General features: G+C 44.8%; 12 protein-coding genes, 1 rRNA gene and 1 riboswitch. Of the genes, 9 read left to right on the forward strand and 4 right to left on the reverse strand.

The features are described from left to right. Position 1: 1 nt before the first annotated feature. Together rrf and LRY47_RS10430 are read left to right on the forward strand one after the other, a co-directional pair. A 5S ribosomal RNA gene (gene rrf, locus LRY47_RS10425) occupies positions 2-120 on the forward strand. A gap of 257 nt (positions 121-377) precedes the next feature. Beyond that, positions 378-1106, forward strand: coding sequence for a hypothetical protein (locus LRY47_RS10430; protein WP_295225069.1), 729 nt, complete (start codon positions 378-380; stop codon positions 1104-1106). 36 nt (positions 1107-1142) lie between these two features. Here LRY47_RS10430 and LRY47_RS10435 read toward each other — a convergent pair whose 3' ends face one another. Next, on the reverse strand, positions 1143-1784 hold the full coding sequence (locus tag LRY47_RS10435; RefSeq protein WP_295225071.1) for a flavodoxin family protein: 642 nt from the start codon (positions 1782-1784) through the stop codon (positions 1143-1145). Between the two features lie 348 nt (positions 1785-2132). Here LRY47_RS10435 and LRY47_RS10440 point away from each other — a divergent pair, with 348 nt between their 5' ends. Both LRY47_RS10440 and LRY47_RS10445 read left to right on the forward strand, forming a co-directional pair. Beyond that, positions 2133-3665: a flavocytochrome c gene (locus LRY47_RS10440; RefSeq protein ID WP_295225073.1), complete on the forward strand. Its 1533-nt coding sequence runs from the start codon at positions 2133-2135 to the stop codon at positions 3663-3665. Positions 3666-3717: 52 nt separating this feature from the next. Then, a complete protein-coding gene (locus LRY47_RS10445) occupies positions 3718-4353 on the forward strand; it encodes a cytochrome c3 family protein (RefSeq protein ID WP_295225075.1) in 636 nt (211 codons plus the stop codon). 30 nt (positions 4354-4383) lie between these two features. Here LRY47_RS10445 and ribB read toward each other — a convergent pair whose 3' ends face one another. Both ribB and LRY47_RS10455 read right to left on the reverse strand, forming a co-directional pair. After that, entirely contained in the window at positions 4384-5013 is a 630-nt protein-coding gene (gene ribB / locus LRY47_RS10450; RefSeq protein WP_295225078.1) for a 3,4-dihydroxy-2-butanone-4-phosphate synthase, read from the reverse strand. A gap of 73 nt (positions 5014-5086) precedes the next feature. After that, positions 5087-5228: riboswitch (FMN riboswitch) on the reverse strand. A 31-nt stretch (positions 5229-5259) separates the two neighbouring features. Next, a complete protein-coding gene (locus LRY47_RS10455) occupies positions 5260-6765 on the reverse strand; it encodes an EAL domain-containing protein (RefSeq protein ID WP_295225080.1) in 1506 nt (501 codons plus the stop codon). A 234-nt stretch (positions 6766-6999) separates the two neighbouring features. Between LRY47_RS10455 and LRY47_RS10460 the strand changes: the two genes are divergently transcribed. The 5 genes from LRY47_RS10460 (at position 7000) to LRY47_RS10480 (ending at position 13081) form a co-directional block, all read left to right on the forward strand. Further along, complete coding sequence (locus LRY47_RS10460; RefSeq protein WP_295225082.1) at positions 7000-7884, forward strand: sensor domain-containing diguanylate cyclase; 885 nt, start codon at positions 7000-7002, stop codon at positions 7882-7884. 60 nt (positions 7885-7944) lie between these two features. Beyond that, positions 7945-8454: a MarR family transcriptional regulator gene (locus LRY47_RS10465; RefSeq protein WP_295225084.1), complete on the forward strand. Its 510-nt coding sequence runs from the start codon at positions 7945-7947 to the stop codon at positions 8452-8454. 54 nt (positions 8455-8508) lie between these two features. Beyond that, a complete protein-coding gene (locus tag LRY47_RS10470) occupies positions 8509-9732 on the forward strand; it encodes a diguanylate cyclase (protein ID WP_295225086.1) in 1224 nt (407 codons plus the stop codon). Between the two features lie 68 nt (positions 9733-9800). Then, positions 9801-11921, forward strand: a complete 2121-nt coding sequence (locus LRY47_RS10475; protein ID WP_295225089.1) for a Tex family protein — start codon at positions 9801-9803, stop codon at positions 11919-11921. Beyond that, on the forward strand, positions 11921-13081 hold the full coding sequence (locus tag LRY47_RS10480; RefSeq protein ID WP_295225091.1) for an ATP-grasp domain-containing protein: 1161 nt from the start codon (positions 11921-11923) through the stop codon (positions 13079-13081). Before LRY47_RS10475 ends, LRY47_RS10480 begins: the two co-directional genes overlap by 1 nt. Here the strand turns inward: LRY47_RS10480 and LRY47_RS10485 are convergent. Continuing rightward, positions 13038-14009 (reverse strand): tRNA-dihydrouridine synthase, encoded by a 972-nt coding sequence (locus LRY47_RS10485; RefSeq protein WP_295225093.1) that lies wholly within the window; start codon positions 14007-14009, stop codon positions 13038-13040. The two genes, LRY47_RS10480 and LRY47_RS10485, sit on opposite strands and share 44 nt — an antisense overlap. Positions 14010-14019 lie beyond the last annotated feature (10 nt).

The following is a 14019-nucleotide window of genomic DNA, read 5'->3' on the forward strand; positions in this document are numbered from 1 at the left end:
CCCTGGTGGCTTTAGCGGAGATACTACACCTGTTCCCATTTCGAACACAGCAGTTAAGCTCTCCAGCGCCGAGGATACTGTGTGAAGATTAACACATGGGAGAGTAGGTCGCCGCCAGGGATTTTTTTACGTTTAAAATTAGCCTTTATCTACTTCGCATAACTTCGTTGTCCTCAAAAAAACCTTCCTCATGTATATCTATATACACTCGTCGCTTTTTTATCGTCCGCCTTGTTCTGCTTGCATCTAAAGACTAAGTATAAAACCTCTATTCGTCATTGCGAGGAACAACGTGACGACGCAATCTAGTCAATATCTATTTCAATAATTATCTGTTTTAGGTGTATAATTATGAAAATACACAATCGGAGCGTTTTATGAAACGACTTCTTATGCTTTTTCTTCTTATTATCCTTACATCGTGTGCAAATATTAAGGATACTGTTGTTCCCCCTACAGATGCAGTTCTAAGAGACGGCTTTAACAATAAAGTTGTCTACTCTAAAGGCTGTACAAGCGACGGTGCATATCTTAAAGTATTGCACTATCAAGGTATTCTCAGGATACCCACTCCCGCTTTCTTTGCTGGTTTTCCTCAGGATGAACGTGACTCAATGCTTAGGATGTCTGTACAGATTGCCGCATTCGCATTCTTTAAACAATTAGAGGATTCCGGTGCAGTAGTTCGATTATACTCTGAAGACACAGTGCCTGAAGCTGACAGTATAGTTCTGATGTGTAATATCTCTAAGATTAAGATAGGCATTTATGATAACGGATGGGGCGGTTACGGTTCCGCAGGTGATTTTTGGGAAGCAGAGACTGATTTCAATCTTAAGGTATATAAAAACGGCACTGAGTATGTTCTGAATACCGTTATTGGTAAAGGTCAGCTTAAGCATGCACCGATAAGTCCTGGGTCTTTTCTTGATGCCATTATACTTTCGGCAAAGATGGCGACAGCCGCCATCAATGGCAGTATGTTTGGAGTTGTTAAGAATGGATTCATTGACTATGATATTGACAGAGATGCTAAAAGTCCTGTTGAACCTGCGGCAGGGTTGGCAGCTATAGAGGCGGTTAAACAGCTTGCAACAATAAAATAGATAAAGGCGACCCCGATAGGTCGCCTTTGTAATTTGTTAGCTTACGAGTGACGCACCCAATTCAAAAGCCTTCTGGCGGTCTATGGGAAACTGGGTTTCACGGCTTTCTTTCTTTGCCTCAGGATCGAATGCGGAACACTCGTATTTAGAGTAATCTGTGAACTGGTATGTATTGCAGGCGGTGATATATTCGCAGGAACCGAATATTTTGCCCATGTACGTCTTGTTCATTTCAAAGAAATACTCGTAACCGCGTGCCTTCATCATCTCTTCTTTCTGATTCATATCATATATGAATCCGGTTTTTATCTTTTTGGGGAACAGGCTGGAATAGTTCTTGTCGTACATCATGAATGGGTAGAAAAGACGTTCCATGAATGAGCGGGTCTCTCCGGTCACGTCAGCGTAATAAACAGGTGAACCGATAACGAAGGCATCAGCCTCGCTTATTTTCTCCAGAAGGGGTGTCAGACCGTCTTTAACGGCACATTTCCCGTAGCTCTTGCCGCTGATGAGTTTGCAGGCGAAACAGCTGTGGCATCCTTTAAAATCAATATCGTACAGATGTACTGTTTCTGTCTCGGCACCTTTAGATTTAGCCCCTTCAACAGCACTTTCAAGCAACAGAGCAGTGTTCCATTTCTTTCTGGGACTTCCGTTAATTGCGATGAGTTTCATTTTTCCTCCCAAGCTTAGTTAATATACACTTCTAAACCCACTGAAATATTATGTAAACTTCTTTTTGATACAGGAATAAATTGTTTTGTTTTTCAGACATATAATAAACGTCCTGTGATAACAGAGAAATATTATCATCAGTGTACTATCTGTTTATAAAAATCTTTTACCAAATATTACACTTATGCTTCTTAACAAAATTTACAACAATGGCAAATCCATGGTTAAACAAATGAATAATTATTATACAGGATTATGATGAGTTTAATAAATCAACGCATACTTAAATACTGTTAAGCAGGTGTATAATTCACTATAAGTCTATGTTTTGCATTTCAGGAGGTTGCTATGAAAAGTAAAAGTGAAAGCGGGCTGTCAAGACGTCGTTTCTTGCAGTCCGGAATGACAGTTGCTGCTGTAGCGGCAAGCGGTATGGCGATGAACCTTTTGTCACCCTCCGAAGCGGAAGCAATGGTTCCGAAAAAGATACCGACAAAATGGGATAAAACCTATGACATCATAGTGATAGGTTCGGGTTTCGCAGGATTGGCTGCTGCGGCTGAAGCGGCTGCGGCAGGTAAGGATGTTGTTATCCTTGAAAAAATGCCCATGTATGGCGGTAACTCCATTATAAACGGTGGTGAGTACAACAGCTGGACCGATCTTCTCCATTTGAGAGAAACTTTGAAACTCGGTGACGACAGCGCGGCTCTTCATAAAGCAGATACGCTTAAAGGCGGCGACTTCTATGGAAACCCTGAACTTGTACAGATACTTACAGACAATTCCAGTGATGCTTTAAACTGGATGGTAACAGAGGGCGGACTTAAACTTCGTCCTATCCTCAACCGTACGGGTGGCCACAGCGCCTATCGTACACACACATGTGTTGAAGGCGTCGGGCGCGGATACACGGAAGCTTTGAAACGCATTGCCGAAAAACGCGGTGCAAAAATAATGCTGAATATGCCCGTAAGCTGGATATGGCGTGAAGAGGGTGACAACAAACCTGTTCTCGGAGTTGAAGTTGACATCAAAGGCAGAAAACGCAACTTCAGAGCTAAACAGGCAGTAATAATGGCGAGCGGCGGTTTTTCACGCGATATAAAAATGCGTGCGAGCTTTAACCCTGCGATAGTGCCTGAATTCAACTGTACCAACCAGCCCGGGGCAACAGGCGAAATGCTGAGATATGCACAGGCGATAGGCGCAGACAGCCTGCAAATGTGTTTTATCCAGCTTTACCCGTATGCTGAACCTGAAACCGGTACGCTGGACAGCCCTGCTGTTTATCCGTTCAGAGGTCCCGGTTACGGGCTTATCTATGTGGATAAAAAAGGTAAAAGGTTTGTCAACGACCTTGAAAGAAGGGACGTTGTGTCTCATGCAGAGATAAACACAGGCATGAAGCCCACATATTCTATCTTCTGTCAGGAAATGATCCCGCTTATGGGAACTCAGGAAGAGGTGGATAAAGGCATTTCCAAAGGCAGGTTCTTTAAAGCCGATTCCATAGCAGAACTGGCTGGAAAACTTGGTCTGCCGGCAGACACTCTGGTTGCGACAGTTAATCAGCACAACCAGTATCTGAAAGACGGTAAAGACCCCGATTTCGGAAAACCTATAACTGCGAGAATGATACCTATTGAAAAAGGACCGTTTTACGGAATCGCCCAGTGGCCTGCAGTCCACCATACTATGGGCGGTCTGCGTATAAATGACACCGCTCAGGTTATAGACATCTGGGGTAATGTGATACCTAATTTCTTCGCATGTGGCGAATCAACAGGCGGTATCCACGGTGACAACAGGCTGGGAGGAAACGCAATTGCAGACTGTGTTGTTTTCGGCAGGATAGCCGGACGCAGTGCAGCAAAATAAATTATTAACGGGCGGGGTGTATTGCCCCGTCCGATCTTATTAAGGTGACGTCGTGAAAACTTTGATATTTATCATTATGCTGTGCTTCTCCGGCATTGTTATTGCGGCTGAAAAGCCTGCCTGCCTTGAATGCCATCAGGCTGCGGATGTATTGCCGAAAGACCATGAAAAGGTCAAATTTTTGCCTGTGACCTGCCCTGCATGTCATAAAGGCGTGGATATTGGTAAAACAGATCCGTTCGCTTCCGGTATTCACCTGAAACACAACGACGGTGTGGAGTGTAGCGTCTGCCACGAGATGAAAGGCAACACGCCTTTCACAGTGAAGGGCGGTAAAAAAGGTAAGGTTACAGAGGAGACCGACCTTATCAAAGACATGACAGTAAGCTGGCAGACATCTGCGTTTATGGATAATAAGCACGCTAAAGCGGAAGTTTTCTGCACGGGCTGTCATGGAAAAGAATTGCCGGTATTCGCCGCTGAGGTGAGCAACGACGTTTGTCTGGCATGCCACGGTTCGATGGAAGAGCTTCAGAAGAAGACAGAACCTATGGAATTTAAGGACAGGAATCCGCATAAATCCCATCTTGGCGACGTTGCGTGTTCCATGTGCCACCACATCCACAGTGAGCAGACGGCTTATTGCATAAGCTGTCACCAGAAGTTTGAAATGACTATGCCTAAATGAAAAAAGCCGGAGTTTTCGCTCCGGCTTTTTTTAGACGTGTGCGCCTATATATTCCTTGATATCTTCAATACTTATAACCGTGAATCCGTGCTGAACGGCGTATTCCGTTATCTGCGGCAGTTTCATCATTGTTCCGTCGGGATTTGTCAGTTCGCAGAGAACGCCGCATGGTTTGTATCCGGCGAGTTTAACCATATCAATGGTTGCCTCTGTGTGTCCGTCCCTTTCAAAAACACCGCCTTCGCGGGCTACGAGGGGAAAAACGTGACCGGGTGAAGCGATTTTTGCGCCGTTCATGACAGCCTGAATAGTTGTGAGCCTGTCTTTGGCGGAAACGCCTGTTGTGACGCCTTCCGCAGCCTCCACAGATACTGTGAATGCTGTGCCGAACTGGCTTCTGTTGTTGCGGGTCATCATTTCAAGTCCGAGTTTTGCCCGTTGTTCTTCTGTGATGCAGACGCAGACGATACCGCTGCAATCGCGGATTAGTCTTGCTGTCTGAGCCGCTGTAAGAGTTTCTGCGGGATAGATGATGTCCCCTTCGTTCTCTCTGTTTTCATCGTCAACAACGATGATGCCTTCGCCTGATCTCAGCGAAGCCAGAGCTTTTTCCATTCTTTCCTGTGAGTTGCCGAAAATTTTAAGACCTGTCTGATTCATGATGTATCTCCTTCATTACATGAATCAGGGCGTGTTGGGAGAGTTGATTGGTTACGTGTAAACGTGACACATTTGAAAATCTCTTCCATCCGGACTGTGACCGTCGGCTACGGAATCTAACCGTATCTGCTGTCTCTGCTGTGAGGCAGACGCTCGCGGGCTACCCAGAAGGGATTACCGCCGGTGGGGACTTGCACCCCGCCCTGAGAATAAAACTAATATACTTATTTTACAGAAAAAAGCAACTCAGCAAAGTTTATCACCGCATATAAGATTTGAAAAATCGTTGGCGCTGCATGGCTTGCCGAACAGATACCCCTGACCGTATGCCACATTGAAAGACATAAGGTACTCAATTTGTTCCCGTTTTTCTATCCCTTCCGCGATGACCTGCGAACCTATGCTGTTTGCAATATTCACGATATTAGGTATAAGGTTAGATTTGATAGAGCCGTGTTCTATCTCCCGCACGAATGAGCGGTCTATCTTTATGTAGTCAGCGTTTATCTCCCTCAGATACGAAAGACTTGAATATCCGGTTCCGAAATCGTCGATAGAGATGACATATCCCTGCGCCCTTAATTCGTCTATAGCGACCGAAACCTGTGCAAGTTCAATAAGTTCATCTTCCGTAAGTTCAAGGTTGATGGAGAGTTCGGGATGTTTTTTTCTGTATCCTCCAATCATATCAACAATGGTCTCCGTCTGGAAGTCCGAAGGGAAGATGTTAAAGGATATTTTGAATTCAGGAATCCGGCTAATGATAGGAGTCAGCTCTTCAAAGCTCTTATCTATGATTATTTGCGTGAATTCCTTTGTTTTGTGCAGTTCTTTGACTATGTGCAGGAATTCGTCGGGAGATGCCACCCGTCCGTCAAAATCAATCCAGCGGCAGAGTACCTCGCAGCCTATCAGTTTTTCAGTTTCGAGTTCGACAATGGGCTGATAATAGCAGAGTACTCTTTCGGCTGTGAGTCCGTATCTGAATCTGTTGCTGAATCCCTTGAATTTTGTAAGCTGGTCATAGAGGAACTTCATAAAGAATATCGTACTGATTGCCGACAGCATGACGATGCCGAAGATCATTGGCGCTTCTTCCTGAATTATCTCCGAATACGAAACGTATACTGCCGCGCAGATGTTTGATGTTTCCGAACATCTTATGGTCTTCATGCCGTGCATGTCGTAAATCGATGATTTGCGGATGTATCTGTCGATGGTCAGCGCTTTGTTCCCGCCGTAAAAATATGGCGGTTTATCCTTTTGTACAACATATACGGCAAGGTTTGACGCCGATATGTCTTTTTTATCTATTTCACTTGTGTTGAAAACAGCATTGAAGTTCCCTATGCGCACAACGTGTGCCATTTTCTCGAAATCGAACAGCTTGATTGGCACTTTGAGCCATACAAGAGCGCCCTGCGGTGTAACAAGGTCAGGCGGCAGTTCGTCGAAAGGAGTTTCAAGTTTTCCCAGTCCCGAAGTGCATATCAGTTTGCTGTTAAGACTGTAGCCTATATCTTTAATATATTTAGACTCAAACTGAGCAAAACGAAGCTGTTTTATCATTTCATCGTCACATTCTTTCAGGTTTAGTTTGTTCAGTCTGGTGAGGGTGATTCTTATGTCAGAAGATATTCTGTCCATTTCGCTTATATATTTATGGGCATAATTTTCGTTCTTTTCGGTGTAATCCTCCAGCATAATCGGTACCGCACCGCCGACAAAAAACAGAAAAAGAAAAACTGACATGAAAAAAATCAGCAGTCTGATGGAGTAATTTCTATTGAGAAATTTAAAAATAAAATTCATGTACCTACCGCAGAATCAATTTTATTCATAATACCATATAAATTTAAACATGAAACGTAGACTTGACAACTTTGTGAATCTTAACCTGTATGTATTGGAATTACAATATATCCGTTGCGAAATACGGAATATTAAATTAAGCTCGGGTATATAATCCTGAGGTGTTGACAGAGCATGAAAAACAGTCACGATTTTATATTTGCTGCGGTGAATGCATTACCAGACCCCGTATATGTTTTTTCTGAAAACGGAGACTATATCGACGTTATCGGCCGCAGTGCTGGTGATGGAAAAAACCTCATTGGCAGAAATATTTATGAAGTGATAGATAAACATCTCGCCGACAGATTCATTGCGATAATACGCGAAACCATCACGAATGACGAACCCAATATTTACGAATATGATTTTGATGATCAAACCTGCAGCATAGGTGCGGCGGAACCGGGGAAGATCTGGTTTGAAGCGCGGGTTGCCCCTTTCAGCTTCATGGATAAAAGATGCGTATTATGGCTCACAAGGGACATAACGGAACAGAAGAACATTGAGAGCAAGCTGAAAGAAACATCTTTTTCTGACCCGCTTACCGGTGTTTACTCCCGCAGTTTTTTTATAACGGAGCTTAACAGCTTTTATCACCGATTTCTGCGCACTTTCAGAACTTATTCCGTGATATCTGTAGATATGGACGGGTTCCGCGAAATGATGGAAGTATACGGACAGAAGGTCTGCGATTCCATTTTAGTACATATTGCCAGAGTTTTGCAGCGTGTTCTGCGCCAATCCGATGTTGTCGCGAGGCTTGGCGGAGACAAGTTTTCGGTACTTTTGCCTGATACAGACGTTAAGGGTGCGGAAATACTTGCAGAAAGACTCAGAAAAGTTCTTGAGTCCAGTGATATAACTACCCCTTCGGGTAAGCTTAAACTCACTGCAAGTTTTGGCTGTTCTCAGGTATCCGCGCAGGATGAGGCTTATGAAAACTCGGTTTCAAGAGCTGAAATCGCGGTGAGTATGGCAAAACTGGCTGGTAAAAACACAGTTCGCTCCATTCTTTAACATCATTTCTCACTGTTTTACTGATTTCGTGGTAAAATTAAATTAAAAAACGGTGAGCTTATGTTTCTGCTGAAAGAGATCCCTGATAAAAAAGCCATCAAGGCTGCCGCAGGCGATGATAAAAACGTGGACGCTTCGTCCGTGTCATCCGTTCTGGGAATACTGAAAGCTTCCAGCGATATGCTTGTTGAAATAGAGAAATTCTTTTCAGAAAACAATCTGTCTCTGAGCAGATATACGGCTTTGTCCCTTCTTTCCTCTCATCCCGAAGGACTTTTTCCATATGAACTGGCTGATTATATGGGAATTTCACGCGCAACCGCATCCTCAATTATAAAGGGGTTGGAAACGGCGGGGTATGTTGGCACTGTGAAATCCGGCGACGACAGACGAATGAAAAAGATTACTGCCACAAAGGAAGGATTGGCGATTTACGCATCTCTTGTTTCAAGGTTTTATGCACTTTTGAATTCTCTTTTCGGTTCTTACGATAAAAAAGACATTAAATCAGTTAATATTGTAATGAAAACTATAAGTGAACGTGTGCAAAATTACAAAAATAACAGTTAAAAAAGAATTATTTTTCTGCTAGTTTTCACTATTCTGTTTTAAGGATAGGTTCATATGGACAAGATACTGGTTGTAGAAGACAGCAATATTCTGGGAACTCTCCTGAAAAAGAGGATAGAGCTTGAGACCGGTCTGGAGGTTGACCACGCCGTAACTTATGCAAAAGCGATGGAGTATACATCCGTATTCGATTATTTTGCCGTGGTTGTAGACCTTAATCTGCCGGATGCCGCGCAGGCAGGCATGGTGGATTTTGCTCAGAACAAAAATATCCCCGCAATCGTATATACCGGAGACTATGACGATGCTCTCCGTGAAAAAATATGGAAAAAGAACATTGTAGATTATGTTCTGAAAAAAGATCCGGACAGTGACATCTATATAGCGAAACTGCTCAGACAGATGATGCTTAACAGAGATATCGACGTTATTGTTGCCGACGATTCACGCCTTATGCGAAACAGGATCAAGGCACTGCTTTCGGCACATCTTTTCCGCGTGCATACCTGCGAAACAGGCAAAGAAGCATTCGACCTCGCTATGAAACTTGATAATCTGAAAATAGTTATTGCCGACTACCTGATGCCGGAGCTTTCAGGTTTTGACCTTGTGCGCCTTATCCGCAAGAAATTCACCAAAGACAGAGTGGCTTTCATCGGAATGTCCAGAGAGGGGACTGCGGAGCTTTCCGCAAAATTCATAAAATACGGAGCAAACGATTTTCTGTTGAAACCGTTCAGTCCTGAGCAGTTTTATTGCAGGGTTAATCAGAATCTGCAAACACTCATGCTTATAGACCATATCAGGGATATGTCTTATAAGGACTATCTGACAGGACTTTATAACCGGAGATATTTCTTCATTTATATGAGCGAGGTTTTTGATATTGAGAAATCAAAAAGTATTGCTGTGCTGGATATCGACTACTTCAAGGGGATAAACGATTCTTTCGGGCACGACGTAGGCGATTATGTGCTGAAAAACATTTCGCAGGCTATCATGGAATATGTCGGCAAACGCGGGCTGGTTTCACGTTTCGGCGGTGAGGAATTCTGCATATACATTGAACCTGGTGCAGACGAGGACTATTTTGAAGGTCTGCGCAGCATGATAGAAAGATCGGGCGTTTCATACAATAATATCGAGATAAACGTTACCGTGAGCATCGGCGTCTGCTCAAGCTACGGCAAGGGACTTGACGACATGATATCCGCCGCTGACAACCTTCTTTACATGGCAAAGAACGAAGGGAGAAACAAGGTCTGCTCGGCAAGCTGAAAACTCTTGTCCCGTTCTCAGTATTCTAGTAAGATAATTCCATTACGAACAATATCTTCGGGTGATTAATGAGAGACAGGCTTTATCAGGAATTTCAATTCAGAAAGAACCACATCGACAGCGTTATTGATCTTTATCTGGAAGGCAACACGGTTCCCTTCATAGCCAGATATCGCAAAGAAATGACGGGAAGTATGGACGCGGAGGATATCCGCAACATTATAGAACGGTACGAGTATCTTGGAAACCTTGCAAAACGCAAGGAAGAGGTTATTGCGGCCATTGAAGAGAGAGGCAAACTCACAGATGAACTGAAAAAACGCATCCTAGCAGCAGAAACGCTGAAAGAGGTTGAAGACCTTTATGAGCCGTACAAATCCAAAAAGAAGACAAAAGCGGACATAGCCCGCGAAGCGGGGCTTGAACCTCTGTCGGTTTATATCAAATCCAATGAAAATCTCACCGGACTTGATGATGAGGCGGCTAAATACATAAACGAAGCTGTCGCCGATGCACAGACAGCTATAACCATGGCGGCGGACATCATCACCGAAGACATCGGTCACGATGTGGACGTGAAAAACCGTATACGCGAGCTTTATACGCTTTATGGTGTTCTGGAATCTTCGCAGAAGACCGAAAGCAAAGAGCGCAACCCATATGAGGATTATTACGAGTTTTCGCAGAAACTCAGTGAAATACCGCCCCACAGGGTGCTTGCCATGTTCCGAGGCGAGCGCGAGAAGATACTTAAACTGAAACTTATAATAGATGAAGAGATGTGCCTGAACGCCATTCAGAAAATATCTGCCGATAAGGGCGTTGTGAAAAATGACGTTACCGTCAAGTGCGTGAGACAGGCGTTTAAGAAGATGATAGAGCTTTCTCTGGAACTTGAGTTCCGCGGTGAACTGAAAGAGAAGGGCGAACTTAAGGCCATTGAAGTGTTTGCGGACAACCTGAAAAATTTGCTTCTGACCCCCACGGTGAAGAGCAAGACCATTATGGGTGTCGATCCTGCGTTCCGTACAGGTTGTAAATACGCCGTGGTTGACCCCACGGGTATGCTTCTCGGATATGGGGTTATGTATCCCACAAAACCTCAGGAGGACGTTGAAGGCGCGCGCAGGATATTCCTGAAAGCGGTGAAAGATTTCGGCGTCAATGCCATCGCCATAGGCAACGGTACGGCAAGTCGTGAAACGGAGGAGTTTATCGCCTCCGTCATAAAATCAGACAGTCTCGACATAAGATACACCATAGTCAGCGAAGCGGGAGCAAGCGTGTATTCCGCAGGCGACGTGGCGAAAAAAGAATTTCCCGACCTCGATGTGTCCATCAGGGGCGCGGTGTCTATCGCAAGACGCGTTATCGACCCGCTGGCGGAGCTGGTTAAGATAGAACCGCAGGCAATCGGTGTCGGTATGTATCAGCACGACGTGCAGGGCAAGAAACTTGACAAAACATTAACGGAAGTCGTTGAAGATGTGGTCAATAATGTAGGTGTTGATCTTAATACCGCCAGCGCGTCCCTTCTTTCATATGTTTCAGGACTCAGTGCATCGCTTGCAGAGAAGATAGTGAAATTCCGTGAACGCATGGGACGTTTCACCTCACGTCAGCAGCTTATGAACGTTGACGGGATAGGGGAACAGACCTTTAAGCAGGCGGCTGGTTTCCTGAAGGTATACGGAGGCGAAGAGAAGCTGGACAGCATGTTCATTCACCCTGAAAGCTACAGTGCGGTACATTCATTCCTCACAGCAATGAATCTCAGCGTGGATAAATGCGAGATGGTCAAGCTTGCCGTAAAGGGCAAAGATATACCCGCTATGGCTAATAAACTTGGAATAGGTGAATACACCATAAAGGATATTCTGGACAACCTTGAAAAGCCGGACAGAGACATCAGGGACGACGTTGATCCTGTAATATTTAAAGCGGGTGTCATAAGCATAGATGAACTTAACGTAGGCGATATTCTTACGGGCAAGATAAGCAATGTTGTGGATTTCGGCGCGTTTGTGGACGTAGGGCTGAAAAACGACGGTCTGGTACATATTTCCCAGCTTGCGGATAAATTCGTGAAGATGCCGTCCGAAGTGGTTAAAGTCGGACAGATAGTCAAAACCAAGGTTTTGAGCATAGATAAGGAGCGGGGCAGACTCTCTCTGTCCATGAGGATGTGATGTTTATACTGGACAAACCATATGTGTCAAAAGTGCTTCTGGATACTATCAGACGCAACAATTATCCGGTGCTTGACAATGAGACCGCACGGGAACTTCTGGGAGAGGGAAGCCACCTCTTAAGCGCTGAAAGATTTGCCGACAGGTTCCGTAGCAAGCCCGTGATATATACCAATTCCGAAAACGCTGTTGCGTGGATAAACGAGAACCTGATGTTCTCGGATATTGTCGAAAAGGTTGACCTGTTCAAGAATAAAGTGAAATTCCGCGACCTTTTGAGCGGTATGTTTCCTGAGTTCTTTTACAGGGAAGTGTTATTTCAGGAGATTGAGACGCTTAAATCGAAAGATCTGCGTTTCCCTTTCATAATAAAGCCTGCAGTTGGTTTTTTCAGCCTCGGCGTACATTATGTTGAAGATGAAAAGGCGTGGAAAACGGTTCGTCCGCAGATAATTTCCGAAATGGAGAAAGTCCGCGATTACTACCCCGACGACGTTCTGAACTCTCACAGCTTCATCATTGAAGAGGTCATAGAGGGAACGGAATATGCCATCGACGGATATTACAACGCAGAGGGTGAACCGGTCATTCTGAACGTTCTTAAACATTATTTCTCCGGTGCGGCTGACGTTTCCGACAGAGTGTATGTCACCTCCGTGCCGATAGTTAAAGAGATATCGGAAAAGGTTAAGAAATTCCTTGTGTCACTTGGCAGACTGGCAGTGGTCTCTAATTTCCCTTTTCACATCGAAGTGCGGATAGACGACAGAGGCAGGGTTGTTCCTGTTGAGCTTAATCCGTTGCGGTTTGCCGGATGGTGCTGTACGGATATCTCTGTTTTTGCATATGGAATAAATACTTACGAATATTTCGCAGAGAGCAGGGTTCCCCACTGGAATGAGGTAGAAGATATTTGCGGCGACAGGGTATATGCAATGGTGGTCGTCGAAAAAAGCCCGAAGATAGATGACAGTCTGCTTTTGGGGTTCAATTATGAAAAGCTTAAGAGCAGTTTCACCCATGTTCTTGAACTGCGTGAAACTGATTTTGTAAAATACGGAGTGTTCTGTTTTCTGTTTGCGGAAACAGACAGGGAAGACGCGCCTGAACTCAGGGCTATTCTGAACTCTGATCTGTCGGAATATCTTTTATACTGCTGAAATAATTTTCAAGCATATCGTCAAGTTTCTGCCTGTCGCCGCATTCGTAAACGCTGTTGCGCAGCGAAGCCGCGCCGGGCAGTCCTTTCATCAGCCAGACTATGTATTTCTTTGAAACGTCAAGATATCTGCTTCCGCGTGCGTTCTGCATTTCGTAATCCATGATGGTGAATATAAGGTCTTTCAGATTTCTTGTGTCAAGATAGCCGTCTGGGTCTTTACAGTCGGCAAGTGCCTTGAATATCCACGGTTGTTTCATCATCCCGCGACCGATCATAACGCCGTCTATGCCTGTGTTCAGCATGTTGTTATAAGTTTCCATGTCGATGATGTCGCCGTTGCCTATTATGGGGAGCTTTGCGCGGGATTTTGCGTCGGCTATCATGTCGTAATGTACCTGTCCGCCGAATCCTTCCGCCTTTGTGCGCCCGTGGAGCGTCACTGCGGATGCGCCCTCTTCGTATGCTATCTTGATTATCTCATTATAGTTTATTGAATCGGCATCCCAGCCGAGGCGTATTTTTATGGATAGAGGAACATTACCACATGCTGATTTTGCCGCCCGCACCACTTTTGCGATGTTTGCTTCGTCGCGAAGCATTGCCGCACCGCTGTTGGTCTTTATCACTTTTTTAACAGGGCAGCCCATATTAATGTCGATTACCGCAGGGGTGATGGTATCAAGCACAACTTTTACAGCGTCCGGATAGCTTTCGTGTTTGCTTCCAAATAACTGAACGCCGAGCGGATCGTCGCTGTCGTTCGTGCGCAGAAAGACCATCGTGCCGGAGCCTTTGCGTATCAGTCCCTCAACGCTGACCATTTCTGTGAAGATAAGCCCGTTGAAGAACAGACGCACTACCTTCCTGAAAGAGGGTGTAGATACCCCCGCCAGAGGTGCGCCGAACATGGGGCTGTTTTTAAGCATTTCGAGGTAG

Source organism: Seleniivibrio sp. (genome assembly GCF_021209385.1).
Classification (GTDB): Bacteria; Chrysiogenota; Deferribacteres; order Deferribacterales; family Geovibrionaceae; genus Seleniivibrio.

Excerpts from the sequence above, each read along its gene's own strand:
- LRY47_RS10455 (WP_295225080.1), bottom strand. The coding sequence starts at position 6,765 with ATGTCAGTTTTTCTTTTTCTGTTTTTTGTCGGCGGTGCGGTACCGATT.
- LRY47_RS10465 (WP_295225084.1), top strand. The coding sequence starts at position 7,945 with ATGTTTCTGCTGAAAGAGATCCCTGATAAAAAAGCCATCAAGGCTGCC.
- LRY47_RS10440 (WP_295225073.1), top strand. The coding sequence starts at position 2,133 with ATGAAAAGTAAAAGTGAAAGCGGGCTGTCAAGACGTCGTTTCTTGCAG.
- ribB (WP_295225078.1), bottom strand. The coding sequence starts at position 5,013 with ATGAATCAGACAGGTCTTAAAATTTTCGGCAACTCACAGGAAAGAATG.
- LRY47_RS10435 (WP_295225071.1), bottom strand. The coding sequence starts at position 1,784 with ATGAAACTCATCGCAATTAACGGAAGTCCCAGAAAGAAATGGAACACT.
- LRY47_RS10430 (WP_295225069.1), top strand. The coding sequence starts at position 378 with ATGAAACGACTTCTTATGCTTTTTCTTCTTATTATCCTTACATCGTGT.
- LRY47_RS10470 (WP_295225086.1), top strand. The coding sequence starts at position 8,509 with ATGGACAAGATACTGGTTGTAGAAGACAGCAATATTCTGGGAACTCTC.
- LRY47_RS10460 (WP_295225082.1), top strand. The coding sequence starts at position 7,000 with ATGAAAAACAGTCACGATTTTATATTTGCTGCGGTGAATGCATTACCA.
- LRY47_RS10475 (WP_295225089.1), top strand. The coding sequence starts at position 9,801 with ATGAGAGACAGGCTTTATCAGGAATTTCAATTCAGAAAGAACCACATC.
- LRY47_RS10480 (WP_295225091.1), top strand. The coding sequence starts at position 11,921 with ATGTTTATACTGGACAAACCATATGTGTCAAAAGTGCTTCTGGATACT.
- LRY47_RS10485 (WP_295225093.1), bottom strand. The coding sequence starts at position 14,009 with ATGCTTAAAAACAGCCCCATGTTCGGCGCACCTCTGGCGGGGGTATCT.